A 26,669-nucleotide genomic window follows, 5' to 3' on the forward strand; every position below is an offset into this window, starting at 1 on the left:
ACGCGGACAGTGACGGGTCCTACACCTGCCGCAGTCGCTTCTGGAACTCCGCGGCGGCCGCTCCCGGGTCCTCGGCCTCCGTGATCGCGCGGACGACGACCACCCGGCGGGCGCCCGCGTCGATCACCTGGTCGAGGTTGCCGAGGTCGATGCCGCCGATGGCGAACCAGGGACGCTCGGTGCCGAGGGAGGCGGTGTGGCGGACCAGGTCGAGGCCCGGGGCGTAGCGGCCGGGCTTCGTGGGGGTCGGCCAGCAGGGGCCCGTGCAGAAGTAGTCCACGCCTTCCTGCACCGCGGCCGCGGCGGCCTCCTGCTCGGCGTGGGTGGACCGGCCGATCAGCACCTCGTCGCCGAGAACGGCCCGGGCCGCGGGCACCGGGAGGTCACCCTGGCCCAGGTGCAGCACATCGGAGCCGGCGGCGTGGGCGACGTCCGCGCGGTCGTTGACCGCGAGCAGCTTGCCGTGCCGGGCGCAGGCCTCGGCGAACACCTGGAGGTGCTCCAGTTCCTCGGCCGCCTCCATGCCCTTGTCCCGCAGCTGCACGATGTCGACACCGCCGGCCAGGACCGCGTCCAGGAACTCGGCGAGGTCCCCCTGGCGCCTGCGGGCGTCGGTGCAGAGGTAGACACGGGCGTCGGCCAGACGGGCGCGTGCGCTGGCGGTGTCGGACATGGGTTGACTCCCCCGGTTGTCGGTGTGAAGCAAGGCGAAGCGATCCGATGCGACGACGGCGCAAGCACACACCACCGAGGGGCCGGGCCGGGCCACGGCCCCTCGGCGTACGTCGTTCCGGTATCGGTGTGTTGGGTCAGACAGCGAGCGCCTGGGCCCGGCGCTTCACCTCCGTGCCGCGGTTCTCACTGAGGGCCTGGGCCGGGGTGCCGGGCAGGCTCGGGTCGGGGGTGAAGAGCCACTCCAGCATCTCTTCGTCCGTGAAGCCGTCGTCCCGCAGCAGCGTCAAGGTCCCGGACAGGCCCTTGACCACCTTGTCGCCGTCGATGAAGGCGGCGGGGACGTGCAGCGCGCGGTTCTCGCCACGGCGTACGGCGATGAGCTGGCCCTCCTTGACCAGCTGCCGCACACGTGTCACCTCGACGCCGAGCTGTTCGGCGATGTCGGGCAGCGTGAGCCAGGCGGGGACGAGAGCATCGATCTTTGCGTCAATCTCGGTCACGGAAAACAGCCTGCCATCCCGGACTGACAGTCGGAAGCCGGGCCCGTCCGAGCTGGGCTTTTTCACTACCGTGCCGCGGCCTGCTTCAAGGGCCGGGCCGGATCCGTCAGCAGTTCGGCGACCACCGGCGTGCCGGACTCGATCAGCCGCCGCCCCTGGGCCAGGTCCCGCGGCCTGCCCACCGCCAGCAGGGCGACGAGCCGGTCCTCCCGCAGCCAGCAGACGGTCCAGGCGGGCCCGAGCGGGTCGCCGCGCCACAGCAGCGTGTCGGCGGACGCGTGATGACCGGCGTACTGGACGAAACGGCCGAACTGCTCGGACCAGAAGTAGGGGACGGGGTCGTAGACGACCGGGGTCTCGCCGATGATGTTGGCGGCCACCGTGCGCGGGCCCTGGAGGGCGTTGTCCCAGTGGTGGACGAGCAGCCGCTCGCCGTACCGGGCCGACGGGAAGGAGGCGCAGTCGCCGACCGCGTACACGTCGGGGGTGGAGGCGCGCAGATGGTCGTCGGCCACCACCTCGCGGTGCGCTCCTAGCTCGATGCCCGAGGCGGCGAGCCAGTCCGTGGCGGGACGCGCGCCGATGCCGACCACGACGGCGCCCGCGGGCAGCCGCGCCCCGTCGTCGAGCACCACCGCGCCCGGCTCGATGCGCTCCACGCGCGCGTGGGTGCGCAGCGCGGCGCCGCTGTCGGCGTACCAGGCGGTCATCGGCGCGGCCACCTCGGCGGGGAGCGCTCCGGCGAGCGGGCGGTCGGCGGCCTCGACGACCGTCACCGCACAGCCCGCCTCGCGGGCCGCCGTGGCGAACTCGGCGCCGATCCAGCCCGCGCCGACGACCACGATGTCGTGCTGCCGCGAGAGCACCGGCCGCAGCCGCTCGGCGTCGTCCAGGGTGCGCAGCAGGTGCACTCCGGGGACACCCTCCGTGCCGGGCAGGCGGATCGGTTCTGCGCCGGTGGCGAGGACCAGGACGTCGTACGGAACGGGCCCGGACTCGGTGTCCAGCTCGTGGTCGGCGGGGCGCACGCCGTCCGCCTCGCACCCCAGCTGCAGCTCGATGCCGAGCGACTCGAAGTCGACGTCGAAGGCGGAGCCCTCGGCCTTGCCGAGCAGCACGGCCTTGGACAGCGGTGGCCGGTCGTACGGCTGGTGCGGCTCCGCGCCGATCAGCGTGACGGTGCCGGTGAAGCCCTGTTCCCGCAGGGCGACCGCGGTCTGCACCCCGGCCATGCCCGCGCCGACGACGACCACGCGCCGCGCCTGTGACGTGCCCCGTTGCTGCGTCTGCTCGCTCACCCGATCACCATAGACAACTGACAAACTGTCAGTCAGGGGGCGTGCTGAGTGACCTGCTCCACAACGCTCGTTCCGCTGCCCCGCTGCGACTCCCACGCCCAGGTCTCCTCCAGGCGCACCCGGCCGTCCGGCAGCTCGACGACGGTCGACACGCAGTGGCCCGAGGACGTGGTGCCGTCGTGCTTCAGCTGCACGTACCGGAAGTCCAGCCGGTCGCCCTCCCGCGTGCCCACGAGACACCCGCGCACGACGTCGCCGCCCGCGTACTCGGCCCAGACCTCGCCGTCCTTCTCGTGGTACGCGAACCGGGTCCGGGTACCCACCTGGCCCGGGGCCTGGTCGGCGACGGGAGCGAGGATCAGACCGTCGAGCGATCGGGCCATGGGCGGAGGCTCCCTTACAAGGGCGAAGCTCTGCGGGCTAGGGTGGCCACCGTACAAGCACTCGCGGGAGCCCGGACGCACCGGGCTGAGAGGGAGGCTGGCGGCCTCCGACCGTACGAACCTGATCCGGGTCATGCCGGCGAAGGGAGGGGCTGGACGCCCATGTCGTCACGTACGTCAGACGTCCTCGTCGTGGGGGGCGGAATCATCGGCCTGGTCACGGCCTGGCGGGCCGCGCAGCGCGGGCTCGTCACTGCCGTGGTGGATCCCGAGCCGGGCGGCGGTGCCGCACAGGTGGCGGCCGGGATGCTGGCCGCGGTCACGGAACTGCACTACGGCGAGCAGACCCTGCTGGGCCTGAACCTCGCCTCGGCCCGCCGCTATCCGGACTTCGCGGCCGAGCTCACCGAGCTGACCGGCCACGACCTCGGCTACCGGCGCTGCGGCACACTCGCCGTCGCGCTGGACGCCGACGACCGCGCCCATCTGCGCGAACTGCACGCCCTGCAGCAGCGGTCGGGACTGGAGTCCGAGTGGCTGTCGGGGCGGGAGTGCCGGCGCCTGGAGCCGATGCTCGCGCCCGGTGTGCGCGGCGGGCTGCGGGTGGACGGCGACGATCAGATCGATCCGCGGCGGCTGACGGCCGCGCTGGTGGCCGCGTGCGAGCGCGCGGGGGTGGTGTTCCACCGCACGTGGGCGGAGCGGCTGTCCGTCGTACGGGGACGGGCCTGCGGGGTCGTCACCCGCGACGGAGACGTCCTGGGCGCGGACCAGGTGGTGCTCGCGGCCGGCAGCCTGAGCGGGCGGCTCGCGGGCGTGCCGGACGACCTGCTGCCGCCGGTGCGGCCGGTGAAGGGGCAGGTGGTGCGGCTTACGGTGCCCCGGCGGTATGCGCCCTTCCTGAGCCGTACCGTGCGGGCCGTGGTGCGCGGCGGGCACGTCTATCTGGTGCCCCGGGAGAACGGCGAGCTGGTCGTGGGGGCGACGAGCGAGGAGCTGGGCTGGGACACGACGGTGACCGCGGGCGGTGTGTACGAGCTGCTGCGGGACGCCCATGAGCTGGTTCCCGGGATCACCGAGCTGCCGCTGACGGAGACGCAGGCCGGACTGCGCCCCGGCTCCCCCGACAACGCGCCGATGCTCGGCCCGACCGCGCTCGACGGGCTGCTGATGGCCACCGGGCACTTCCGCAACGGCGTGCTGCTCACACCGGTCACCGGCGACGTCATGGCACACGTCCTGGTCACGGGGGAACTCCCGGACCTGGCCCGTCCCTTCACGCCGATGCGCTTCGGCGCCGCACTCGCCGTCCCCTCGGCCCCGGTCCCTTCGGAGCAGCCCGCATGAACATCTCGGTCAACGGGGAGCGCCGGGAGATCGCGCCCGGCACCGCTCTCGACACCCTCGTGCAGTCCCTCACCGCGGCACCGCGCGGAGTGGCCGCCGCGCTCAACGAAACCGTCGTCCCGCGCGCGCAGTGGTCCGCCACGGCCCTCGCCGAGGGAGACCGCGTCGAAGTCCTCACCGCCGTGCAAGGAGGCTGACCCATGGCCGACGATCCCTTTGTCCTCGGCGGTACGCCCCTCTCGTCCCGGCTGATCATGGGTACGGGCGGTGCGCCCAGCCTGGATGTGCTGGAGCGGGCGCTGGTCGCCTCCGGCACGGAGCTGACGACGGTGGCGATGCGGCGGGTCAACCCCGAGGTGCACGGCTCGGTGCTGTCGGTCCTTGAGCGGCTCGGCATCCGGGTGCTGCCGAACACGGCGGGGTGTTTCACCGCGGGTGAGGCCGTGCTCACGGCCCGGCTGGCGCGGGAGGCGCTGGGCACCGATCTGATCAAGCTGGAGGTCATCGCCGACGAGCGGACGCTGCTGCCGGATCCGGTCGAGCTGCTGGACGCGGCGGAGACGCTGGTGGACGACGGCTTCACGGTCCTGCCGTACACCAATGACGACCCCGTGCTGGCCCGGAAGCTGGAGGACGTCGGCTGCGCGGCGGTCATGCCGCTGGGCTCGCCGATCGGCTCCGGGCTCGGCATCCGCAATCCGCACAACTTCCAGCTGATCGTCGAGCACGCGCGCGTGCCGGTGATCCTGGACGCGGGGGCCGGCACGGCGTCGGACGCGGCGCTGGCGATGGAGCTGGGGTGCGCGGGTGTGATGCTCGCCTCCGCGGTGACGCGGGCCCAGGAGCCGGTGCTGATGGCGGAGGCGATGAAGCACGCGGTGGAGGCGGGCCGACTGGCACGGCGGGCGGGGCGCATCCCGCCCCGGCACTTCGCCGAGGCCTCCTCCCCCACCGAGGGGCGCGCGCACCTGGATCCCGAGCGCCCCGCGTTCTAGTCGCGCAACAGTCACAGCTCTGCTGCATTCCGTCCCCGGAACGGCGTAACCCCCGGCCCTGTCGGTCGCGGCTCGTACACTCACCTGCGTGGATACGACCCTTCAGGACCCTCTCGTCGGGCAGGTGCTCGACGGCCGTTATCGCGTCGAGGCGCGGATCGCGGTCGGCGGGATGGCCACGGTCTACCGGGCCCTGGACACCCGCCTGGACCGGGTGCTCGCGCTCAAGGTGATGCACCCGACGCTGGCGGCCGACGGGTCGTTCGTGGAGCGGTTCATCCGCGAGGCGAAGTCCGTGGCGCGGCTGGCGCACCCCAACGTGGTGCAGGTCTTCGATCAGGGAACCGACGGGTCGTATGTGTATCTCGCGATGGAGTACGTCGCCGGGTGCACCCTGCGTGACGTGCTGCGCGAGCGCGGTGCGCTGCAGCCCCGTGCCGCGCTGGACATCCTGGAGCCGGTGCTCGCCGCGCTCGGCGGCGCGCACCGCGCCGGGTTCGTGCACCGGGACATGAAGCCCGAGAACGTGCTGATAGGGGACGACGGTCGGGTCAAGGTCGCCGACTTCGGTCTGGTGCGGTCCGTGGACACGGTGACGAGCACCACGGGCGCCGTGCTGGGCACCGTCTCCTACCTCGCGCCGGAGCAGATCGAGCACGGCACGGCCGACCCGCGGGTCGACGTGTACGCCTGCGGTGTCGTCCTGTACGAGATGCTGACCGGCGAGAAGCCGCACGCCGGGGACCGGCCCGCCACGGTGCTCTACAAGCACATCCACGAGGACGTGCCGCCGCCCTCGGCCACCGTGCCCGGACTGCCGTACGAGCTGGACGAGCTGGTGGCCGCGGCCACCGCGCGCACCCCGGACCTCCGGCCGCAGGACGCCGTGGCGCTGCTGGCCCGGCTCCGCGAGGCCCGCGCGGGGCTCACCGACGAGCAGCTGGACGCCGTGCCGCCGCAGGCGCTCTCCGCGGAGCACGACATCGCCGAGGACCGTACGAGCGTGATCCCGCGCTCGCTGACCGTGCCCCGGCTGCTGCCCGTCAACGAGGACGACGACCGGGTGGGGGCTGCCGACCACACCAGCCGGCTGGAGGCGCCGCCCGTGCCGCCCCGGCGAGGCACGGGCCGGCCGCGGCGCACCGTGGTCACGGTCATCGCCGCCGTACTGCTGGTCTTCGGTGTCGGCGCCGGAGTCTGGTACATCAACTCCGGTCAGTTCACCCGGGTCCCGCCGCTGCTGGCGAAGACCGAGGCGGAGGCGAGAGCACGGCTGAAGGAGGCCGGGCTCGACGTCAAGATCGAGCACGCCTACGACGACACGGTGAAGCGGGGCACGGTGATCCGCACCGACCCGGCGGCCGGCACCCGGATCCGCGGCCACAACGCGGTGACGCTGACCATCTCGAACGGCCCGGAGACCGTGAACGTGCCCGACGTCCACGGCGTCCCGCTGGCGAAGGCCAGGGCCCGGCTGAAGGCGGACGCGCTGGAGCCCGGGATGGTGACCCGGGAGTTCAGTGACAGTGTCGCCAGGGGCTCGGTGATCAGCACCGACCCGACGGCCGGTACGAAGCGGCACGCGGGCTCGGCGATCGCGCTTGTCGTCAGCAAGGGCAGCCCGGTCGACGTCCCGGACGTCACCGGCGACGACCTGGACGACGCGAAGCAGGAGCTGGAGAACGCCGGCTTGAAGGTGGAGGTCGCCTCGCAGCAGGTGAACTCCGAGTACGACAAGGGCCAGGTCGCCCGGCAGACCCCGGCAGGCGACAGCCAGGCCGCCGAGGGTGACACGGTGACGCTGACGATCTCCAAGGGCCCGGAGATGATCGAGGTCCCGGACGTGGTCGGGGACAGCGTCGACGACGCGCACAAGGCGCTGGAGGGAGCCGGCTTCAAGGTCGACGAGGACCGCGGGCTGCTCGGGCTGTTCGGGGACACGGTGAAGAAGCAGTCGGTCCAGGGCGGCGACACGGCGCCCAAGGGATCGACGATATCGATCACCATCCGCTGACGGGAGCACGTGGACGGGGCGCTCCGGGGGCGTGACACCCTGAACGGGTGAGCAGTCAGCATTCCTCCGGTGCCGTCCCCGGCCCCTCCCGCAATCCGATCGGCGGCCATGTCCCCGTGGCCGGCGGCCTGCACTCCGTCGGCCTGACGTACGCCCGCGACCTCAAGGCCGAGACGGTGCAGGTCTTCGCCGCCAACCCCCGTGGCTGGGCCACCCCGGCGGGCAGCCCGCGACAGGACGAGGCGTTCCGGGCGGCGTGCGCCGAGGAGTCGATCCCCGCGTATGTGCACGCCCCGTACCTGATCAACTTCGGCTCGCACACCGAGGCGACGGTCGAGAAGTCGGTGGAGTCCCTGCGGCACTCGCTGCGGCGCGGGCGGGAGATCGGCGCGCTGGGGGTCGTCGTGCACACGGGCAGCGCGACCGGCGGCCGGGAGCGGGCGGTGGCGCTGGAGCAGGTGCGGGAACACATGCTGCCGCTGCTGGACGAGCTCACCCACGACGACGATCCCTTTCTACTGCTGGAGTCGACCGCCGGGCAGGGCGCCTCGCTCTGCTCCCGCACCTGGGACTTCGGGCCGTACTTCGAGGCGCTGGACGCGCATCCGAAGCTGGGCGTGTGCCTGGACACCTGTCACATCTTCGCCGCCGGGCACGACCTGACCGGCCCGGACGGCATGCACCGGACGCTGGATCTGCTGGTCGGCACGGTCGGTGAGGGCAGGCTGAAGCTGATCCACGCCAATGACTCCAAGGACGTGGTCGGCGCGCACAAGGACCGCCACGAGAACATCGGCTCCGGCCACATCGGCGAGGACCCGTTCCGGGCCCTGATGACCCACCCCGCGACCGAGGGCGTACCGCTGATCATCGAGACGCCCGGCGGGAAGGAGGGGCATGCGGCGGACGTGGAGCGGCTGAAGAAACTGCGCGACGGGTAGCTCCGCGACTGCCGCGGGAATACCCCAAGGGGGTATACGGTTCCCACTGCACGCAGGAGCCGTGACTCGACATTGGGGGATCTCATGCAGCACGAGGCACACGCGGACACGCACACGCGCGCCCACCACCACGCGCCGGCCGCGGCCACCTGGCCCGTCGCCGCCCAGGCCACCCTGCACTGCCTCACCGGCTGCGCCATCGGCGAGGTGCTGGGCATGGTCGTGGGAACGGCCTTCGGGTGGGGGAATCCGCCGACGACGGTCCTGGCGATCGTGCTGGCCTTCTTCTTCGGCTACTCGCTCACCCTGCGCGGGGTACTGAAGGCGGGCGTCGACTTCCGCACCGCCTTCCGGGTGGCGCTGGCCGCGGACACCCTGTCGATCGCCGTGATGGAGCTGATCGACAACGGCGTGATCGTGCTGTGGCCGGACGCGATGGACGCACAGCTGCACGACCTGCTGTTCTGGGGTTCGCTGCTGATCTCACTCGTGGTGGCCTTCGCGGTCACGACGCCGGTCAACAAGTGGACGATCGGCCGGGGCAGGGGCCACGCGGTGGCGCACCAGTACCACCACTGAGCGCATCGCCGGGAGGTGTCAGAGCTCGGGGCCGTCCCCGGGCTCCTCCTGGTAGGAGTAGCGCTGTTCCTTCCAGGGGTCGCCGAGGTTGTGGTACCCGCGCTCCTCCCAGAAGCCGCGGCGGTCGGCGGTCATGTACTCCACGCCGCGCACCCACTTGGGGCCCTTCCAGGCGTAGAGGTGGGGCACCACGAGGCGGACCGGGAAGCCGTGCTCGGCGGTGAGGAGTTCACCGTCCTTGTGGGTGGCGAAGATCGAGCGGTCGGAGGCGAAGTCCGGCAGGCGCAGGTTCGAGCTGAAGCCGTACTCCGCCCAGACCATCACATGGGTGACGTTGGGTGCGGGCGGGGCGATCTCCAGGATGGTCCGGGCGGGGATACCGCCCCATTCCGCGCCGAGCATGCTGTATTTCGTCACGCAGTGCAGATCGGCCACGACGGTGGTGTACGGCAGGGCCGTGAACTCCTCGTGGTTCCAGCAGTGCTTCTCGCCGTCGGCGGTGGCGCCGAAGACCCTGAACTCCCAGCGCTCGGGCCGGAACTTGGGCACCGGGCCATAGTGCGTGACCGGCCAGCCACGCTGCAGTCGCTGCCCCGGCGGAAGCTCGGATCCTGCCGCTTCTCCAGATTCGCGCTCCACCGGATGACCCATGACTCCATCCTGACAGACCCGGAGCAGTGCACTTGACCAGCCCTGCCCTAAATCAGACAACTAGTGTCAAGCCTGCACTTACTTACTAAGTACGCACTTACTGGACGATCTTCGACACCGGTGCAATCATGCGCCCGCAACCTCCCCATTTCCCCCATGCGGAAGGAGCCCGTGCGATGCAGGGCGATCCCGAGGTCATCGAATTCCTCAACGAGCAGCTCACCGGTGAGCTCACCGCGATCAACCAGTACTTCCTGCACGCGAAGATGCAGGAGAACTTCGGCTGGACGAAGCTCGCCAAGTACACGCGGCACGAGTCGTTCGACGAGATGAAGCACGCCGAGGTGCTCACCGACCGCATCCTGTTCCTGCAAGCGCTGCCGAACTACCAGCGGCTGTTCCATGTCCGGGTGGGACAGACCGTCCGGGAGATGTTCGAGGCGGACCGGGAGATCGAGGTGGAGGCGATCGACCGGCTCAGGCGCGGGATCAAGGTGATGCGCGAGAAGGGCGACATCACGTCCGCGAACATCTTCGAGGACATCCTCGCCGACGAGGAGCATCACATCGACTACCTGGACACCCAGCTGGAACTGGTGGAGAAGCTCGGTGAGGCGCTCTACATCGCGCAGCTGATCGAGCAGCCGGAGAGCTAGGCGGCTTCGTCCAGCCCGGCCAGGATCGGCTTGCCCTGGTCGGCCAGCTCACGGCGCGGGCATGCGCCACGGCCGAGGATGGACTGGATGCGCCGTACGCACGAACCGCAGTCGGTGCCCGCCTTGCAGGCCGAGGCGATCTGGCGCGGGGTGCACGCGCCGTCCTCCGCATGCTTCTTGACCTGCGCCTCGGTCACACCGAAGCAGCTGCACACGTACACGCGGATTCACCTCCCGACGGGATCGCTGACTGGTGCCGTCCCGCTTGATCGGTGAGGCAAACCTAACCTTACCCATCACTTGGGAACCGCAAAAGTGGGAAGGGGCGCGGATCGTATGTGATCCGCGCCCCACTTCACTTGTCCCTGACCGGCAGACCCGTCACTGGTCCCGGTACATCTCGGCGACGAGGAACGCCAGGTCCAGCGACTGGCTGCGGTTCAGGCGCGGGTCGCAGGCCGTCTCGTAGCGCTGGTGGAGGTCGTCCACGAAGATCTCGTCGCCGCCGCCGACGCATTCGGTGACGTCGTCCCCGGTGAGCTCGACGTGGATGCCGCCCGGGTGGGTGCCCAGCGCCTTGTGGACCTCGAAGAAGCCCTTGACCTCGTCGAGCACGTCGTCGAAGCGGCGGGTCTTGTGACCGGAGGCCGCCTCGAAGGTGTTGCCGTGCATCGGGTCGGTCACCCAGGCAACCGTCGCGCCGGACGCCGTGACCTTCTCGACCAGCTCGGGGAGCTTGTCGCGGATCTTGTCGGCGCCCATGCGGACGATGAAGGTGAGGCGGCCCGGCTCGCGCTCGGGGTCGAGGCGGTCGATGTACTGCAGCGCCTCCTCGGCCGTGGTGGTCGGGCCGAGCTTGATGCCGATCGGGTTGCGGATCTTCGAGGCGAACTCGATGTGCGCGTGGTCCAGCTGCCGGGTGCGCTCACCGATCCACACCATGTGCCCGGAGACGTCGTACAGCTTGCCGGTGCGGGAGTCGACCCTGGTCAGGGCGGACTCGTAGTCCAGCAGCAGCGCCTCGTGCGAGGAGAAGAACTCGACGGTCTTGAACTCCTCCGGGTCCGCGCCGCAGGCGTGCATGAAGTTCAGCGCGTTGTCGATCTCGCGGGCCAGCTGCTCGTAGCGCTGGCCGGACGGGGACGACCGCACGAAGTCCTGGTTCCAGGCGTGCACCTGGCGCAGATCCGCGTAACCGCCGGTGGTGAAGGCGCGCACCAGGTTCAGCGTCGAGGCGGACGCGTGGTACATCCGCTTCAGCCGCTCGGGGTCCGGGATCCGGCTCGCCTCGGTGAAGTCGAAGCCGTTCACGGAGTCGCCGCGGTACACGGGCAGCGTGACGCCGTCGCGGGTCTCGGACGGCTTGGAGCGCGGCTTGGAGTACTGGCCGGCGATACGGCCGACCTTCACCACGGGCACCGAGGCGGCGTACGTCAGCACGGCGCCCATCTGGAGCAGCGTCTTGAGCTTGTTGCGGATGTGGTCGGCGGACACCGCGTCGAAGGCCTCGGCGCAGTCGCCGCCCTGGAGGAGGAACGCCTCTCCCTTGGCGACAGCAGCCATCCGGGCGCGCAGCTGGTCACACTCGCCCGCGAAGACGAGCGGCGGATACGACTCGAGGTCCGCGATCACTGCGCGCAGAGCCTCGGCGTCGGGGTACTCGGGCTGCTGCGCCGCGGGCAGGTTTCGCCAGGTGTTGCCAGCGCTCGCGCTGGTCTTAGCGTTCACGGTCACGCACTCAACACTACGGGGTCGTGTCGAGTCGTTTTCTCCCGGCTCGACAGGTGAGACGGTCATGCGCTCACCTGTGGACGCACGGGCGATCGGGTAGGGTGCACCGCATGTTCGCGCTTTCGACCCAGAACTGGTGGTGGACCGCTCATCCGGCGGCCCACTGACTGCGCGTACGCAAGACTTCGCGAAGGCCGCCCGAGGGGCGGCCTTCGGCGTTTTTGGGGCCGTTCCTCTCCGTCAAGAAGACCGAGAAGGATCACCGACCCATGAATCTGCTGGACCTGCTGACCGACCCACGCCCCTTCGCCCTGCTCCGCCGCCGCACCCCGGGCCACGACGAGAACACCGTGGAGGTGTTCCTGGGCCCCGTCACCACGTACGACCGGCTCGCCGACCTGCCCGACGAGGGCCTCGCCCTCGTCCCCTTCCGGCAGATCCGCGAACGCGGCTTCGACGTCCGCGACGACGGGACACCGCTGGCCGTGCTGATCCCCGAGGAGACCCGCACCCTCCCCCTGGCCGACGCCCTGGCGCAGCTGCCCGCGCACGACGTGCGGGTCGAGGGCGGTGGCTTCGACGTGGGCGACGAGGAGTACGGCGAGATCGTCGGCCGCGTGCTGCGCGACGAGATCGGGCGGGGCGAGGGCGCGAACTTCGTCGTCCGGCGGACGTACGAGGGTGAGATCCCCGGCTTCGGCCGCGCGGACGCCCTCGCGCTGTTCCGGCGGCTGCTGGAGGGCGAGCGGGGCGCGTACTGGACCTTCGTCGTCCACACCGGCGACCGGACGCTGGTCGGGGCCAGCCCCGAGGTGCACGTCCGGATGTCCGGCGGCACGGTCGTCATGAACCCGATCAGCGGCACGTACCGCTATCCGGACGGCGGCCCGACGCCCGAGCACCTGCTGGACTTCCTCGCCGACGGCAAGGAGATCGAGGAGCTGTCGATGGTGGTCGACGAGGAGCTCAAGATGATGTGCACGGTCGGCGACATGGGCGGGGTGGTGATCGGCCCGCGGCTGAAGGAGATGGCGCACCTCGCGCACACCGAGTACGAGCTGCGCGGCAAGTCCTCCCTGGACGTGCGGGAGGTCCTGAAGGAGACCATGTTCGCCGCCACGGTCACCGGCTCGCCGGTGCAGAACGCGTGCCGGGTCATCGAGCGGCACGAAGTCGGGGGCCGCGGCTACTACGCGGGCGCGCTGGCCCTGATCGGCCACGACTTTGGCGGTGCCCAGACGCTGGACTCCCCCATCCTCATCCGCACCGCGGACATCGACGCGGCGGGGCGGCTGCGCGTACCGGTCGGCGCCACCCTGGTCCGGGGTTCGGACCCGGCGGGCGAGGTGGCGGAGACCCATGCGAAGGCGGCGGGTGTGCTGGCGGCTCTCGGCGTACGGCCCTCGCGGCCCCGCGGGGAGCACGCGCGCCGCCGGCTGGCCGACGACCCCCGGGTGCGGGCGGCGCTGGACGGGCGCCGGGCCTCGCTCGCGCCGTTCTGGCTGCGGATGCAGGAGCGCTCCGAGGCCCTCGCGGGCCATGCGCTCGTCGTCGACGGGGAGGACACCTTCACGGCGATGCTCGCGCATGTGCTGCGGTCGAGCGGTCTGGCGGTGACCGTCCGGCGCTACGACGAGCCGGGGCTGCGCGAGGCGGTGCTCGCGCACGAGGGCACGGTCGTCCTGGGCCCCGGACCCGGTGACCCCGCGGACCTCACCGATCCGAAGATGCGCTTCCTGCGGGGGCTCACCGCCGAGGTGATCCGGGGGCACCGGGACGGCGTCCTCGGCGTCTGTCTCGGGCACGAGCTGATCGCGGCCGAGCTGGGGCTGGAGATCGTACGCAAGGAGGTGCCGTACCAGGGGGCGCAGACGACGGTCGACCTGTTCGGGCGGACCGAGACGGTCGGCTTCTACAACAGCTTCGTGGCGCGCTGCGACGAGGAGGCCGCCCGGGAGCTGGCGGCACACGGCGTCGAGGTGAGCCGGGCAGCCAACGGGGAGGTGCACGCGCTGCGGGGTCCCGGGTTCGCCGGTGTGCAGTTCCACCCGGAGTCGGTGCTGACCCTGAACGGGGCGGTGATCGTGCGGGAGCTGATCGGCCGGCTGCGAGGGACGAGCACAGCGCCGGACGGACCGGGTTTCGCCGACCGGCGCTGAGAAGCGAGCCCTGGGTCGGATCACCCGGGTCGGCCACGGTTCCCCGTGCCCAGTTCCGCCCCGATTCGGTCCTCACCCTGAACGGTGCCCCCCGTGCACACGAAGAACGCCGCCACGGATGCCGCGGCGGCGTTCGCATGTCGGGCAACCCCCGTCGGGAGGCTGGGGAGTTCGGGGTTCAGCCGAAGAACACGCCGACTTCCTCGTACAGCTTGGGGTCCACGGTCTTGAGCCTGGCAGTGGCCTCGGCGATCGGGACGCGGACGATGTCGGTGCCGCGCAGCGCGACCATCTTGCCGAAGTCGCCGTCGCGGACGGCGTCGATGGCGTGCAGCCCGAAGCGGGTGGCGAGCCAGCGGTCGAAGGCGCTCGGGGTGCCGCCGCGCTGGATGTGCCCGAGGACGGTGGTCCGCGCCTCCTTGCCGGTGCGCTTCTCGATCTCCTTGGCCAGCCACTCGCCGACACCGGAGAGCCGTACGTGCCCGAAGGAGTCCAGCGACCCGTCCTTGAGCACGACGTCGCCGTCCTTCGGCATGGCGCCCTCGGCGACGACCACGATCGGGGCGTAGGACGCCTTGAAGCGGGAGGTGATCCAGGCGCACACCTGGTCGAGGTCGAAGCGCTGCTCGGGGATGAGGATGACGTTCGCGCCGCCCGCGAGCCCGGAGTGGAGGGCGATCCAGCCGGCGTGCCGGCCCATCACCTCGCAGACCAGGACCCGCATATGGGACTCGGCGGTGGTGTGCAGCCGGTCGATGGCCTCGGTGGCGATTCCGACGGCGGTGTCGAAGCCGAAGGTGTAGTCGGTGGCGGAGAGGTCGTTGTCGATGGTCTTCGGCACGCCGACGCAGGGCATGCCGTACTCGTCGGACAGCCGCGCGGCCACGCCCAGGGTGTCCTCGCCGCCGATCGCGATGAGCGCCCCGATCTCGTGCTTGGCGAGGTTCTCCTTGATCCGGCGGATGCCGTCCTCCTGCTTCAGCGGATTGGTCCGCGAGGAGCCGAGGATCGTCCCGCCGCGGGGCAGGATGCCGCGCACGGCCGGGATGTCGAGGCGGACGGTGTCGCCTTCGAGGGGGCCCCGCCAGCCGTCCCGGAAGCCGACGAAGTCATAGCCGTACTCCTGCACGCCCTTGCGCACGATGGCCCGGATGACGGCGTTGAGCCCCGGGCAGTCGCCGCCTCCGGTCAGTACTCCGACCCGCATGGAAAAGTCCCTTCGCCGCGGTTGCCTGATGCAGGTCACGCTAATGGTGATCCCGGTCACACAGGGATGGGCGGGAAAGGCAATTCCGGTGAAATGTCAGGCGGTTGGTTGACGGTGCCGGTCAGGCGTCGTCGAGCCCGCGCTCTATCGCGTACCGCACCAGCTCGACCCGGTTGTGCAACTGGAGCTTGCCGAGGGTGTTCTGGACATGGTTCTGGACCGTGCGGTGGGAGATGACCAGGCGTTCGGCGATCTGCTTGTAGCTCAGGCCCTTGGCGACCAGCCGCAGCACCTCGGTCTCGCGCTCGGTCAGCCGGGGCGCCCCCGGCTCGTCCGCGTCCGGGGCGGGCGCGGGCTCGGAGGCCAGCCGGCGGTACTCGCCGAGGACCAGACCTGCGAGGCCGGGGGTGAACACCGGGTCGCCGACGGCCGTACGGCGCACGGCGTCCAGCAGTTCCTCGGTGGAAGCCGACTTGAGGAGGTAACCGGTCGCGCCGGACTTCACGGCCTCCAGCACGTCGGCGTGCTCGCCGCTCGCCGACAGCACCAGGACGCGCAACGCGGGGTTGACGCCGACCAGTTCCTTGCACACCTGGACGCCTGGCTTGGCGGGCAGGTTGAGGTCCAGGACGAGGACGTCCGGGGCCGCGGCCCTCGCGCGGCGCACCGCCTGCTCGCCGTCCCCGGCGGTGGCGACCACCTCGAAGCCGGACTCGGCCAGGTCGCGGGCGACCGCGTCGCGCCACATGGGGTGGTCGTCGACCACCATCACCTTGATCGGGCCCTGCTGCTGCGTCATCGCTTCTCCGCCTTCCCCCGGGAGACGTCCGGGTCCTTCGGGACCTTGGGTACCTTCAGCTCGACTTCTGTGCCCTGCCCCGGAGTCGAGACCAGTTCGGCGCTGCCGCCGAGATCGCGCAGCCGCCCCCGGATCGACAGGGCCACCCCGAGCCGCCCCTCGCCCTCGGCCTGCGCGAGCCGCCCCTCGGGGATGCCGGGTCCGTCGTCCCGGACGGTCACCACGACCTCGTCCGGCTCGTCCTCGACCAGGATCCAGGCCCGCGCGTCCGGACCCGCGTGCCTGCGCACATTGTCCAGGGCCGCGCCGACGGCGGCCGCCAGCTCCCGGGCGGCGCCGGGCGGCAGCGGCACCGGGGCGCCGGGCTCGGCGAAGCTGACCCGGGCACCGGCGTACGGGACGAGCAGGGTGCGCAGGTCGACCGGCCCCGCGGTGTCGTCGGGCTCCTCCACGGTCCGTACGACCGCCCCCTCGGCCGCGTCCTCGGACACGCGCGGGAGGGGCAGCAGACCGCCGGAGACGAGCGCGCGCAGCGCCACCTCCTGCTCCCCCGCCATACGGCCCAGCTCGGCCGCCTCCCCGCCGATGACCGCGCCGCGCCGCTGCACCATCGCCAGCACCTGCAGCACACTGTCGTGGATGTCCCGGGCCAGCCGCTCCCGCTCCCGGGTGGCGGCCTCGATCTCCAGGGCGCGGGCGAGGGTGCGCTCGGAGGCCCGGGCGACCTCGACGACGTATCCGATGGCGATGGAGGCGACCCAGACGAGGATCACGTTGTGGACGGTGTCGCGGGCCGGGTGGCCGCGCTCGATCAGGTTGGCGACGGCGACGGGTGTGGAGGCGAACGCGGCCCAGCGCCAGCCGCCCTTGAGGGCGAACGCCAGGACCGAGCCGGCCGTCCAGATCGACGGCAGGGTGGGGCCACCGCGGTCGATGTGGTAGTCGGTGACGACCCACGGGGTGAGGACTATGCCGGTGAGCGCGATCGCGAGGTCCACGGCGAGGAAGCGCTTGGTGCAGGCCACCGCGTTGCGCACCCGGGGCAGCGTGGCAAGCGCCCAGACGCACAGGACGACGTAGTAGGCGATGGCGACGACGGGGCGGTCGTACTCGTCGTAGGCGGAGGCGAACAGGCCGACCGCATACAGCATCGTCAGGACCCGGTAGCCGGCGAGCGCACGCCACAGCGGCAGCTCGACCGACATCGTCATGACCTTTTCGCGCTTCGGCACGACCCCCACCCCCCGGTCCCGGACTGCCCCGCTCAGGGCCTCGTCCAGGACTCCGCCTTCTCCCCGTCTAGGACTCCGCCTTCTTCTTCTCCGCCTTCTCGGCCTCCTTCGAGGCCTTCGCCGCCTCCGCGATCTGCCGCTTGGCGGCGGTCGCGTAGATGTCGACGTACTCCTGGCCGGAGAGCTTCATGATCTCGTACATGACCTCGTCGGTCACCGCGCGGAGCACGAAGCGGTCGTGCTCCATGCCCTGGTAGCGGGTGAAGTCCATCGGCTTGCCGATGCGGATGCCGGGCCGCATCAGCTTCGGGACGACCTTCCCGGGCGGCTGGATCTTCTCGGTGTCGATCATCGCGACCGGGATGACCGGAGCTCCGGTGGCGAGGGCCACACGGGCGAGGCCGCCGGGCTTGCCGCGGTAGAGGCGGCCGTCGGGCGAGCGCGTGCCCTCCGGGTAGATGCCGAACAGCTCACCGCGCTCCAGAACCTCTATGCCGCTCTTGATCGCCGCCTCGCCCGCGCCGCGCGCGCCGGAGCGGTCCACCGGGAGCTGGCCGACGCCCTTGAAGAAGGCCGCCGTCAGCCGTCCCTTCACACCGGGCGTCGTGAAGTACTCCGCCTTCGCGATGAAGGTGACCTTGCGGTCGAGGACCGCGGGCAGGAAGAACGAGTCCGAGAACGAGAGGTGGTTGCTCGCCAGGATGGCGGCGCCCTCGGCGGGAATGTTCTCAAGGCCTTCCACCCAGGGTCTGAAGGCGACCTTCAGCGGTCCCCCGATGGCGACCTTCATCGTGCCGTACAACAACCGAGTGCCTCCTGTTTCCGTCGATGAGACCTTAACCCGGAGCGCTGGCAAAGGGACCGACGACCCTGGTCGGTGTCAGTGCGGTCGCGTACGGTGAAGCACACCGGAGTCGTTCACGCCCTTCTCATGGACAGGAGACCGAAAGGTGCCGGTTCTCCCCGGAGCCGAGCCGTACCGCCACGAGGGCGGGGAGGTGGGTGTCCTCCTCTGCCACGGCTTCACCGGCTCGCCCCAGTCACTGCGCCCCTGGGCGGAGCATCATGCCGAGCACGGCCTGACCGTGTCGCTGCCGCTGCTGCCCGGGCACGGCACGCACTGGGAGGACTTGCAGCTCACGGGCTGGCAGGACTGGTACGCGGAGGTGGACCGCGAGCTGCGCGTGCTGCGCGAGCGCTGCGCGCGGGTGTTCGTGGCAGGCCTGTCGATGGGCGGCGCGCTCGCCCTGCGGCTGGCCGCGAAGCACGGGGAGGCGGTCGACGGCGTGGTGGTCGTCAACCCGGCCAACAAGGTGCACGGCCTGTCCGCGTACGCCCTTCCGGTGGCCAGGCACCTCGTGCGGACGACGAAGGGCATCGCCAGCGACATCGCGAAGCCGGGCGCCGCCGAGACGGGCTACGACCGGGTGCCGCTGCACGCGGCGCATTCCCTGCGCACCTTCTTCCGCCTGCTGGACGGCGAGCTCCCGCAGGTGACCCAGCCTCTGCTGCTCCTGCGCAGCGCCCAGGACCATGTGGTGCCGCCGGCCGACTCGGCCCGCATCCTGAGCCGGGTGTCCTCCCTGGACGTAACGGAGGTCGTGCTGGAACAGAGTTACCACGTGGCGACGTTGGACCACGATGCGGACCGGATCTTCGAGGAGAGCCTCGCCTTCACCGGCCGGCTCGCACCCAGTGTCGGCAAAGAAGGGACGGCCTCAGTTGGCTGAGCACGACTCCGACCGCGAGGACCGCGAGCCGGACGAGAAGGGCGTGCCCTTCGACGAGGAGGCCGCCTGGGCGGCGATCGTCGCCGGATACGGCGACGAGCCGCCGGACCCGCCGGGCGCCAAGCCCTTCAAGTCGATCGAGGATCTCGCGCTGCCCGAGACCGGGCCGAACGAGGACGACGACTCCGAGGCGGAGCAGCCCGCGAAACCGCTGGGCAGCTCCGTTTCCTTCGCGCCCGGCATCGGGCCGCGTGACTACACGGCGCCGGAGCCGTCCGAGGACGACTTCGACGAGGACGACGAGGGCCACTTCGTGCCGCCCGAGCCGCCGCCGCTGCCCACCGCCGACACGACGGCCAAGTTCGCCTGGCTGGGCGTGGTCGGCGGCCCGATCCTGCTCCTGCTGGCCGTGCTCCTCGGCTGGGAGATGACGTGGTGGCTGGCGACGCTCGGCATCGGTGGTTTCCTCGGCGGCTTCGTCACGCTGGTGACACGGATGAAGACGGACGACGACGAGGACGGCGACCCGGGGCGGGGCGCGGTCGTCTGAGCGACGCGCGGCCCGCTACGCCGACGGGATTCTGAGGGCGGCCAGGACCGGAAGGTGGTCCGTGGCCGCCCTCAGGTCTGCCCGGGTCACTCCGGGGTGGCCGAGGGGCACCCCGCAGCCGAGGACCTCGATGCCCTTGGTCGCGAAGATCGCGTCGATGCGCTGGTGGGGGTCGGTGGGGGTGGAGGTGTATTCGCTGCCCCAGGGTGCGGTGGCCCAGCAGTCCCGCAGTCCGTCGGCCAGGCGCCGGAAGGTGCGTCCACCGGGGCGTTCATTGAGGTCGCCGCCCGCGACGGCGTGCTCCACGCCCATCCCGGCCAGCCGGTCGAGGAGCATGCCCGCCTGCTCGTAGCGCTCGTCCTGCTGCAGGCTGAGGTGACAGCTCAGGACGCCGAGCCGGGTGCTGCCGAACTCCACGACGGCGGTGGCAAAGCCCCGCCTGTGCAGTCCCGGCGTGAGCGGGAGGAGTACGTCCTCCGTCCGCTCGACGGTGGCCCGCAGGCTGCACAGGATCGCCGGTCCTGCCGCGGTGGCGCCCCCGGTGAGGATCACCTGCCCGGACGCGGCCGCGAGCCGGGCCAGCTTCTTGCGCCAGCGGAAGAAACGGGGGGCTTCCTGGACGAGGACCAGGTCGGGGGCGCAGGCGGTGATCACACGGGCGAGGGCGGCGGTGTCGTCCCTCATCGAACGGATGTTGTAGCTGAGGACGCGGATCACGGCCGAACCGTCCGGCTCGGTGCGGGAGTTGGGGAGCGGCACCATGTGGATCAATGTACGCCGAACAACTCGGGGCGCGAGGTGCGTGCGCGGCTGCCGGTGGTTCGTGGCTTGTCGCGCCTACGCGGCGGGGCCGCACATCGATGCAGCCCCGCGCCCCTTGGTAGGCACAGTCGCCCTACCCCGAAAGTGAACGTCACATGATCGGGTCCGGCTCCCGGGCCAGGTCCGCGGCGCCCACCAGGCCCGCCTTGTTGCCCAGCTGGGCGGCGATCACGTCGGCGACCGGGCGCCAGTTGCCGCCGACCAGCCAGCGCTTGTAGGACTTGCGGATCGGGTCGAGGACCAGCTCGCCCTCGTCGGAGAGGCCGCCGCCCACGATGAACGCGGAGGGGTCGAAGAGGGAGGCCAGGTCGGCCAGGCCCGCGCCGGCCCAGCGGGCCAGCTCGCGGTAGGAGTCGACGGCGACCGGGTCGCCCTGGCGGGCGGCCATGGAGATGTGCTTGCCCTCGATGCCGTCGGGGGTGCCGTCGCCCATGCCGAGCAGGATCTCGGCGCTCTCCGGGGTGGCGTTGGCGCGCTGCTTGGCGTACCTGACCAGGGCACGTCCGGAGGCGTACTGCTCCCAGCAGCCCTGCGAGCCGCAGCCGCACAGCAGGCCGTCCGGGACCATCCGGATGTGGCCGAACTCGGCGGCCACGCCGAAGTGGCCGCGGCGCAGCTTGTTGCCGATGATGATGCCGCCGCCGAGGCCGGTGCCGAGCGTGATGCAGATGACGTTGCGGTGGCCCTTGCCCGCCCCGAACTTGTACTCGCCCCACGCGGCCGCGTTGGCGTCGTTCTCGACGACGACCGGGAGACCCACGCGGGCCTCGACCTCCTGCTTCAGCGGCTCCTGGCGCCAGTCGATGTTGGGGGCGAAGTAGACGGTCGAGCGCTGCCGGTTCACGTAACCGGCCGCACCGATGCCCACGCCGACGATGTCGTGACCGGCATGTGCGCCCTCCACCGCCGAGGCGATGGCGTCCACGATCGCTGCGGGCGTGCCCGGGGTCGGCACCTTGTGGGTCGAGAGGATGTTGCCTTCCTCATCGACCACGCCGGCCGCAATCTTCGTGCCGCCGATGTCGACGCCGATGGTGAGTCCCATGAATCCCTCAGTTTCGGTCGAGCCCCGCTACGGCCAACCGTACCCGAGGCCCTACCGGCGGGGGCTGTCAGTCCAAGTCGATGCGTTCTCCTGAGCCGGTGCCGTCGCCCCGGTCCTTCAGGTCTTCCGTACGGGACGTCCAGCGCTGTTCCTGTGCCTGGACGGCGGAGCGGTACGCGGCCAGCAGTTCGTTCCCGGCCGCCGCGAGGTGGTCGAAAACATCCGGGTTGCGCTCTATGACGGGCTCGACGGCGGCCTTGGCCTGCTGGACCACCTGCCGCACCACCTGCTGGGCGGCGGGCCCGGCGACCGCCCCGAGGAGCGGGGACTGGAGGCCGGACAGCTTGTCGGCGACGGCGTCGACGAGTTTGCGCAGTTCCTCGGCGGCCGAGCCCTGCGGAGAGCCGTACTGGGCACGACGGCGGGCCCGCTCGGCCTCCAGGTCCTCGGCGCAGGCCTTGGACCAGGCATCGGCGTCGGTCGCCCGAACCTCTTCGTCCGCCTCGGGGGCGTCAGGTGTGGGGCGCTCTTCGCTCATGACGGACTCCTGACTACGGTTCGTCTCTACGACGTTACCCGAATGGGCGTGCGGGGTTCACCGTCGGCGCGGCCGGATCGGCCGTCGCTCCGGTGCCGGGCGAGCGGGAATCACTTTTCGCGCGGCCACAGGTCCGGATCCGGCGCGAACCGGATGCGCAGCTCGCCCTCGCGCAGGGCCGCGCCGGCGACGCTGCAGCGGCGCAGGGCGGACGGGAGCGCCACGATCCGGCGGAACCGGCCGGCCGTGATCACGATCTCGTCGCCGCGCCGGACGAGGTCGAGTTCGTCGCGTATCGCGCCGGGCAGCGGGACGGTCCAGACGAGCACGCCGTCCTCGGCGATCCGGTCGGTGACGGGCCACTCGACGGGGGTGGGCGCCGGGTTGACGGCGGGCACGTGGAGCGCGGCGAGGTCGTCGTGGCCGTGCGGATCGCGGCCGAGGTGGGCGACCGGGTGGACGTCGTAGGACTCCTCCCAGTCGGCGAGGGCCTTGCGCTGCTGGGCGACGAGTCCGGCGAGCCAGGTGTCGGACGCGGTCTCGGGCAGCACGCGGTTGGCGACCAGCGTCTCGGTGCGCAGGCCGCGCAGGGCGAGGGCGAGGGTGGCGGCGCGGACGGCGTCGGCGCCTGCCGGTCCCGGTTCGGCGACCAGCAGTACGGATGTGGCGCGGTCGGCCATGACGGCCTCGACGGCGGCCAGTTCGACGTCCCAGCGGGCGGCCGTCTCGTACAGCCACTGGGCGGGCATGGGGACTCCGGCGAGCCGGCCGAGGACGGGGCGCAGGGCGCGGGCGGCCTGCCGCTCGGGCGGCAGCAGCCTGCGCAGGTAGCGGCGCAGCTCCTCGGGGAGGGCGAGGAGGGCGAGTGCCTGCGGGATGGGCGGGAGGTCGACGACCAGGAGGTCGTAGCGCTCGGACAGGGCGGCGTCCCGCAGGGCGCGCAGGAAGGACAGCTCCTCGGCGCCGGGCAGCGGGGTGACCTCCTCGCCGTCGAGGCGGGCGGCGCCGAGGAGGTCCAGGACGTTCGCGGCGCGGGTCTGGAACGCGGTGAGGTCCTCGCGGAAGCGTTCCACCGCGTCGGGGCGCCAGGCGGTGAGGTGCGGCGCGACCCGCACCGGGGCCGGTCCCGTCGCCGTGCCCAGCGCCGCACCGAGGGTGTCGGTGCGGTCCGCGCTCAGCACGAGGGTCCGACTGCCGGTGCCCGCGGCGCGCAGAGCGGTGGCGGCGGCGAGGGTCGTACGTCCACAGCCGCCCGGGCCCGTGATCAGGATGGTGCGCATGAGGGTGAACGGTACCGCCGCGCGCCGCCCCGGAACGTCGCGCCTACTTCTCGGCCGACTCCACCCGCTTCTTCAGCCCCGCCAGCGCCCGGTCGATGATGACCTTCTCGGCCTTGCGCTTGATCATGCCGAGCATGGGGATCTTGACGTCCACGGTGAGCTGGTACGTCACCTCGGTGGCGCCCGCGCCGGCCGGCTTGAGGAGGTAGGAGCCGTCCAGGGAGCGCAGCATCTGGGACTTCACCAGGGTCCAGGAGACCTCGTTCTCCCCGGTCCAGGTGTAGCCCAGGGTCTGGTCGTCCTTGATGGCCCCGGCGTCCATGACGAGGCGGACCTGCTCGGCGCGGCCCCGGTCGTCGGTCTTGAGGACCTCCGCCTCCTTCACCTCGCCGGTCCAGTCCGGGTAGCGGGCGAAGTCGGCGATCACCGCCATGACGTCGGCCGGAGCCGCCTCGATCGTGATGCTCGAACTGGTGTGTTCCGCCATCGCCGTGGCTCCTCCAGATGCGGGCCGTTAGTCGGGTGCGCCGTGCGCGGGCGTGCGCACGTGTGTGCAGCGTGAAGGCTACCGCGCGCCCGACCAGGCGCCTTCACCCCATCTGAGGTCGTTCACCATTCCAGTACCCAGGGCCGTCCCGTCCCGGCGAAGTGCCCCACGTTCACGCACTCGGTCGCGCCGATCCGCATGCGCCGTACCAGCGGCTGGTGGACGTGCCCGAACAGGGCGTAGCGGGGTCTGGTGCGGCGGATCGCGTCCAGCAGGGCGCGGCTGCCGCGCTCGAAGCGGCGCGCGACGGTGTCGTACACCAGTTCCGGGACCTCCGGGGGGATGTGGGTGCACAGCACGTCGACCTCGCCGACCGCCTCGATCTTCGCCGCGTACTCCTCGTCGCTGATCTCGTACGGCGTCCGCATCGGGGTGCGCAGGCCGCCGCCGACGAAGCCGAAGGTCCAGCCCCCGATCTCCACCCGCTCGCCGTCCAGGACCGTGGTGCCCGGACCGGCGTACTCCCGCCACAGGGGCGGCATGTCGACATTGCCGTACGTCGCGTACGTCGGTGCCGGGAACACCGCGAACATCTCGGCGTACTGCTTGCGCACCGCCTTCTCGATCGCGGAGCCGCGGTCGCTGCCTATGCCCGCCCACAGCCGGGCCCCGAACTCCCGCGCCTCCTCAAAGCGGCGGGAGGTGCGCAGCTCGACGATACGGTCCGCGTTCGCCACGCCGAACAGGTCGGGGAAGATGCCGCGCGAGTGGTCGGCGTAGTCCAGGAAGAGCACGAGGTCGCCCAGACAGATCAGGGCGTCGGCGCCGTCGCCGGCTCTGGCCAGGTCACGGGCGTTGCCGTGCACGTCACTGACCACATGGACGCGCGTCCTTCGGTTACCGGCGGGTGTGGGTGCCATGGTGATCAAGGGTAGGCGTGTGCGGCATACGTGAACAGTGGCGGTCGGACCTGCGGTTACTGGCCAGTCAGTAAAGGGGTGGACTACCGTACGCGAAGGAACACCAGCTTGTGTGACGCAGCGAACATCTCGCCGGGAACCCCTGTCGAAGAAGCCATACCGACGGGTAACGTCCGGGCAGTCCAGTCGTGCTCTGGATTTCAACCAACGATCCTCAAGGCTCGTGGTGGACAACCGGAGTACCTGCCCGAGCCTTGGACCGCACCGTCGCATCGCACAACGTCGTGGCGCCGGCGCCCTATGAGGAGCAGCAGTCTTGCGCGAGTTCAGCCTTCCGGCTTTGTACGAGGTCCCTGCGGACGGCAACCTGACCGACATCGTCCGCAGAAACGCCGCGCAGCATCCCGACGTCGCCGTCATCGCCCGCAAGGTCGGCGGTGTCTGGCAGGACGTGACGGCCACGGCATTCCTGGCCGAGGTGCGCGCCGCGGCCAAGGGACTCATCGCCTCCGGTGTGCAGCCCGGCGACCGGGTCGGCCTGATGTCCCGTACCCGCTACGAGTGGACCCTGCTCGACTTCGCGATCTGGAGTGCCGGCGCGATCACCGTGCCGGTGTACGAGACCAGCTCGCCGGAGCAGGTGCAGTGGATCCTGAGCGACTCCGGGGCCACCGCGTGCATCGTCGAGCTCGACAACCACGCGGCCGCCGTCGACTCGGTGCGCGACCGCCTGCCCGCCCTCAAGCACGTCTGGCAGATCGAGGCCGGCGGCGTGGAGGAGCTGGGCCGGCTCGGCCAGGACGTCACGGACGCCACCGTCGAGGAGCGCAGCTCGCTCGCCAAGGCGGACGACCCGGCGACCATCGTCTACACCTCCGGCACCACAGGGCGGCCCAAGGGCTGTGTCCTGACCCACCGCAGCTTCTTCGCCGAGTGCGGGAACATCGTGGAGCGGCTGCGGCCGCTGTTCCGCACCGGCGAGTGCTCCGTCCTGCTCTTCCTGCCGCTCGCGCACGTCTTCGGCCGGCTGGTGCAGGTCGCGCCGATGATGGCGCCGATCAAGCTGGGCAACGTCCCGGACATCAAGAACCTCACCGACGAGCTGGCCGCGTACCGGCCGACCCTGATCCTGGGCGTCCCGCGCGTCTTCGAGAAGGTCTACAACTCGGCTCGCGCCAAGGCGCAGGCGGACGGCAAGGGCGCCGTCTTCGACAAGGCGGCGGACACCGCGATCGCGTACAGCAAGGCGCTGGACACGCCGTCGGGCCCGTCCTTCGGTCTGAAGATCAAGCACAAGGTCTTCGACAAGCTCGTCTACAGCAAGCTGCGCGCGGTGCTCGGCGGCCGGGGCGAGTACGCCATCTCGGGCGGCGCCCCGCTGGGCGAGCGTCTGGGCCACTTCTTCCGCGGCATCGGCTTCACGGTCCTGGAGGGCTACGGCCTGACCGAGTCCTGTGCGGCGACCGCGTTCAACCCCTGGGACCGGCAGAAGATCGGTACGGTCGGCCAGCCGCTGCCCGGCTCGGTCGTGCGGATCGCCGACGACGGCGAGGTGCTGCTGCACGGCGAGCACCTGTTCAAGGGCTACTGGAACAACGAGGCCGCGACCGCCGAGGCGCTGGCCGACGGCTGGTTCCACACCGGTGACATCGGCACCCTCGACGAGGACGGCTACCTCAAGATCACCGGCCGCAAGAAGGAGATCATCGTCACCGCGGGCGGCAAGAACGTCGCCCCGGCCGTGATCGAGGACCGCATCCGGGCGCACGCGCTGGTCGCGGAGTGCATGGTGGTGGGCGACGGGCGGCCGTTCGTGGGCGCGCTGGTCACCATCGACGAGGAGTTCCTGGGCCGTTGGGCCGCCGAGCACGGCAAGCCGGCGGGCTCCACCGCGGCGTCGCTGCGCGAGGACCCGGATCTCATCGCTGCGATCCAGGACGCGGTCGACGACGGCAACGCCGCGGTGTCGAAGGCGGAATCGGTGCGGAAGTTCCGCATTCTGTCCTCCCAGTTCTCGGAGGAGTCGGGCCACCTGACGCCGTCCCTGAAGCTCAAGCGCAATGTGGTGGCGAAGGACTACGCGGACGAGATCGAGGCGATCTACCAGAAGTAGTACGGCCCCTGACGGTG

Annotated in this window: 29 protein-coding genes and 1 riboswitch; of the genes, 12 read left to right on the forward strand and 17 right to left on the reverse strand. The window is 71.2% G+C overall.

Translation table 11 applies throughout. The features are described 5' to 3' along the window. Window positions 1-19: 19 nt before the first annotated feature. From thiE to Q8A52_RS19335, 4 genes are all read right to left on the reverse strand, one after another. Window positions 20-673: a thiamine phosphate synthase gene (gene thiE / locus Q8A52_RS19320; RefSeq protein WP_316753817.1), complete on the reverse strand. Its 654-nt coding sequence runs from the start codon at window positions 671-673 to the stop codon at window positions 20-22. A 136-nt stretch (window positions 674-809) separates the two neighbouring features. After that, on the reverse strand, window positions 810-1,175 hold the full coding sequence (locus tag Q8A52_RS19325) for an Rv2175c family DNA-binding protein (protein WP_053671919.1): 366 nt from the start codon (window positions 1,173-1,175) through the stop codon (window positions 810-812). Window positions 1,176-1,240: 65 nt separating this feature from the next. Next, window positions 1,241-2,473: an NAD(P)/FAD-dependent oxidoreductase gene (locus Q8A52_RS19330; protein WP_316753822.1), complete on the reverse strand. Its 1,233-nt coding sequence runs from the start codon at window positions 2,471-2,473 to the stop codon at window positions 1,241-1,243. Between the two features lie 32 nt (window positions 2,474-2,505). After that, the gene (locus Q8A52_RS19335) at window positions 2,506-2,856 is read right to left on the reverse strand and encodes a hypothetical protein (protein WP_316753823.1); all 351 of its coding nucleotides are present in this window, start codon (window positions 2,854-2,856) and stop codon (window positions 2,506-2,508) included. A gap of 53 nt (window positions 2,857-2,909) precedes the next feature. Further along, window positions 2,910-3,021, forward strand: a riboswitch (TPP riboswitch). Between Q8A52_RS19335 and thiO the strand changes: the two genes are divergently transcribed. The 6 genes from thiO to Q8A52_RS19365 all read left to right on the forward strand — a co-directional run bounded on the left by thiO (window position 3,019) and on the right by Q8A52_RS19365 (window position 8,732). Further along, window positions 3,019-4,203: a glycine oxidase ThiO gene (gene thiO, locus Q8A52_RS19340; RefSeq protein WP_316753825.1), complete on the forward strand. Its 1,185-nt coding sequence runs from the start codon at window positions 3,019-3,021 to the stop codon at window positions 4,201-4,203. Its footprint overlaps the riboswitch before it by 3 nt. Continuing rightward, complete coding sequence (gene thiS / locus Q8A52_RS19345; RefSeq protein ID WP_316753827.1) at window positions 4,200-4,400, forward strand: sulfur carrier protein ThiS; 201 nt, start codon at window positions 4,200-4,202, stop codon at window positions 4,398-4,400. The genes thiO and thiS overlap by 4 nt, the downstream gene beginning before the upstream one ends. A gap of 3 nt (window positions 4,401-4,403) precedes the next feature. Next, entirely contained in the window at window positions 4,404-5,198 is a 795-nt protein-coding gene (locus tag Q8A52_RS19350; RefSeq protein ID WP_316753829.1) for a thiazole synthase, read from the forward strand. An 88-nt stretch (window positions 5,199-5,286) separates the two neighbouring features. After that, on the forward strand, window positions 5,287-7,212 hold the full coding sequence (gene pknB / locus Q8A52_RS19355) for a Stk1 family PASTA domain-containing Ser/Thr kinase (protein ID WP_316753831.1): 1,926 nt from the start codon (window positions 5,287-5,289) through the stop codon (window positions 7,210-7,212). Window positions 7,213-7,259: 47 nt separating this feature from the next. Further along, complete coding sequence (locus tag Q8A52_RS19360) at window positions 7,260-8,153, forward strand: deoxyribonuclease IV (RefSeq protein ID WP_316753833.1); 894 nt, start codon at window positions 7,260-7,262, stop codon at window positions 8,151-8,153. Between the two features lie 84 nt (window positions 8,154-8,237). Next, window positions 8,238-8,732 carry a DUF4396 domain-containing protein gene (locus Q8A52_RS19365; RefSeq protein ID WP_316753835.1) on the forward strand — a complete coding sequence of 165 codons (495 nt, stop codon included), beginning with the start codon at window positions 8,238-8,240 and terminating at the stop codon, window positions 8,730-8,732. A gap of 18 nt (window positions 8,733-8,750) precedes the next feature. Here the strand turns inward: Q8A52_RS19365 and Q8A52_RS19370 are convergent, their stop codons facing one another. Continuing rightward, window positions 8,751-9,383, reverse strand: a complete 633-nt coding sequence (locus Q8A52_RS19370) for a sulfite oxidase-like oxidoreductase (RefSeq protein ID WP_316753836.1) — start codon at window positions 9,381-9,383, stop codon at window positions 8,751-8,753. A gap of 176 nt (window positions 9,384-9,559) precedes the next feature. Here Q8A52_RS19370 and bfr point away from each other — a divergent pair, with 176 nt between their 5' ends. Further along, the gene (gene bfr / locus Q8A52_RS19375; RefSeq protein WP_316753838.1) at window positions 9,560-10,039 is read left to right on the forward strand and encodes a bacterioferritin; all 480 of its coding nucleotides are present in this window, start codon (window positions 9,560-9,562) and stop codon (window positions 10,037-10,039) included. Here the strand turns inward: bfr and Q8A52_RS19380 are convergent. Next, on the reverse strand, window positions 10,036-10,260 hold the full coding sequence (locus Q8A52_RS19380) for a (2Fe-2S)-binding protein (RefSeq protein ID WP_316753840.1): 225 nt from the start codon (window positions 10,258-10,260) through the stop codon (window positions 10,036-10,038). The two genes, bfr and Q8A52_RS19380, sit on opposite strands and share 4 nt — an antisense overlap. Before the next feature lie 160 nt (window positions 10,261-10,420). After that, window positions 10,421-11,773 (reverse strand): class II 3-deoxy-7-phosphoheptulonate synthase, encoded by a 1,353-nt coding sequence (locus Q8A52_RS19385; RefSeq protein WP_316753842.1) that lies wholly within the window; start codon window positions 11,771-11,773, stop codon window positions 10,421-10,423. A 107-nt stretch (window positions 11,774-11,880) separates the two neighbouring features. On the opposite strand from Q8A52_RS19385, the gene Q8A52_RS49070 reads away from it, so the two are divergent. Further along, window positions 11,881-11,937 carry a trp operon leader peptide gene (locus tag Q8A52_RS49070; RefSeq protein WP_078912442.1) on the forward strand — a complete coding sequence of 19 codons (57 nt, stop codon included), beginning with the start codon at window positions 11,881-11,883 and terminating at the stop codon, window positions 11,935-11,937. Window positions 11,938-12,039: 102 nt separating this feature from the next. After that, on the forward strand, window positions 12,040-13,929 hold the full coding sequence (locus tag Q8A52_RS19390) for an anthranilate synthase family protein (RefSeq protein ID WP_316753844.1): 1,890 nt from the start codon (window positions 12,040-12,042) through the stop codon (window positions 13,927-13,929). Between the two features lie 178 nt (window positions 13,930-14,107). Here the strand turns inward: Q8A52_RS19390 and Q8A52_RS19395 are convergent, their stop codons facing one another. The 4 genes from Q8A52_RS19395 to Q8A52_RS19410 form a co-directional block, all read right to left on the reverse strand. Continuing rightward, entirely contained in the window at window positions 14,108-15,136 is a 1,029-nt protein-coding gene (locus tag Q8A52_RS19395; protein ID WP_316753846.1) for a 6-phosphofructokinase, read from the reverse strand. Between the two features lie 121 nt (window positions 15,137-15,257). After that, window positions 15,258-15,935 (reverse strand): response regulator transcription factor, encoded by a 678-nt coding sequence (locus Q8A52_RS19400; RefSeq protein WP_316753847.1) that lies wholly within the window; start codon window positions 15,933-15,935, stop codon window positions 15,258-15,260. Then, window positions 15,932-17,167, reverse strand: a complete 1,236-nt coding sequence (gene macS, locus Q8A52_RS19405; RefSeq protein ID WP_316753850.1) for a MacS family sensor histidine kinase — start codon at window positions 17,165-17,167, stop codon at window positions 15,932-15,934. The genes Q8A52_RS19400 and macS overlap by 4 nt, the downstream gene beginning before the upstream one ends. A gap of 67 nt (window positions 17,168-17,234) precedes the next feature. Then, window positions 17,235-17,969, reverse strand: a complete 735-nt coding sequence (locus Q8A52_RS19410) for a lysophospholipid acyltransferase family protein (RefSeq protein WP_316753852.1) — start codon at window positions 17,967-17,969, stop codon at window positions 17,235-17,237. 148 nt (window positions 17,970-18,117) lie between these two features. On the opposite strand from Q8A52_RS19410, the gene Q8A52_RS19415 reads away from it, so the two are divergent. Then, the gene (locus Q8A52_RS19415; protein WP_316753854.1) at window positions 18,118-18,897 is read left to right on the forward strand and encodes an alpha/beta hydrolase; all 780 of its coding nucleotides are present in this window, start codon (window positions 18,118-18,120) and stop codon (window positions 18,895-18,897) included. After that, the gene (locus Q8A52_RS19420; RefSeq protein WP_316753856.1) at window positions 18,890-19,447 is read left to right on the forward strand and encodes a hypothetical protein; all 558 of its coding nucleotides are present in this window, start codon (window positions 18,890-18,892) and stop codon (window positions 19,445-19,447) included. The genes Q8A52_RS19415 and Q8A52_RS19420 overlap by 8 nt, the downstream gene beginning before the upstream one ends. 15 nt (window positions 19,448-19,462) lie before the next feature. Here Q8A52_RS19420 and Q8A52_RS19425 read toward each other — a convergent pair whose 3' ends face one another. The 6 genes from Q8A52_RS19425 to Q8A52_RS19450 form a co-directional block, all read right to left on the reverse strand. Further along, a complete protein-coding gene (locus Q8A52_RS19425; RefSeq protein WP_316753858.1) occupies window positions 19,463-20,209 on the reverse strand; it encodes an endonuclease/exonuclease/phosphatase family protein in 747 nt (248 codons plus the stop codon). Between the two features lie 151 nt (window positions 20,210-20,360). After that, window positions 20,361-21,314 (reverse strand): ROK family glucokinase, encoded by a 954-nt coding sequence (locus tag Q8A52_RS19430; protein WP_316753861.1) that lies wholly within the window; start codon window positions 21,312-21,314, stop codon window positions 20,361-20,363. Window positions 21,315-21,381: 67 nt separating this feature from the next. After that, a complete protein-coding gene (locus Q8A52_RS19435; RefSeq protein ID WP_316753863.1) occupies window positions 21,382-21,852 on the reverse strand; it encodes a DUF5304 domain-containing protein in 471 nt (156 codons plus the stop codon). A 110-nt stretch (window positions 21,853-21,962) separates the two neighbouring features. Beyond that, entirely contained in the window at window positions 21,963-23,132 is a 1,170-nt protein-coding gene (locus Q8A52_RS19440) for an ArsA family ATPase (protein WP_316753865.1), read from the reverse strand. A gap of 43 nt (window positions 23,133-23,175) precedes the next feature. Next, complete coding sequence (locus Q8A52_RS19445; protein WP_316753866.1) at window positions 23,176-23,619, reverse strand: SRPBCC family protein; 444 nt, start codon at window positions 23,617-23,619, stop codon at window positions 23,176-23,178. A gap of 122 nt (window positions 23,620-23,741) precedes the next feature. Then, window positions 23,742-24,539, reverse strand: a complete 798-nt coding sequence (locus Q8A52_RS19450; protein WP_316753868.1) for a metallophosphoesterase family protein — start codon at window positions 24,537-24,539, stop codon at window positions 23,742-23,744. Window positions 24,540-24,855: 316 nt separating this feature from the next. Here Q8A52_RS19450 and Q8A52_RS19455 point away from each other — a divergent pair, with 316 nt between their 5' ends. Beyond that, the gene (locus Q8A52_RS19455) at window positions 24,856-26,652 is read left to right on the forward strand and encodes an AMP-dependent synthetase/ligase (protein ID WP_316753870.1); all 1,797 of its coding nucleotides are present in this window, start codon (window positions 24,856-24,858) and stop codon (window positions 26,650-26,652) included. Window positions 26,653-26,669: the final 17 nt, after the last annotated feature.

Source organism: Streptomyces herbicida, from assembly GCF_032656585.1.
Classification (GTDB): Bacteria; Actinomycetota; Actinomycetes; order Streptomycetales; family Streptomycetaceae; genus Streptomyces; species Streptomyces herbicida.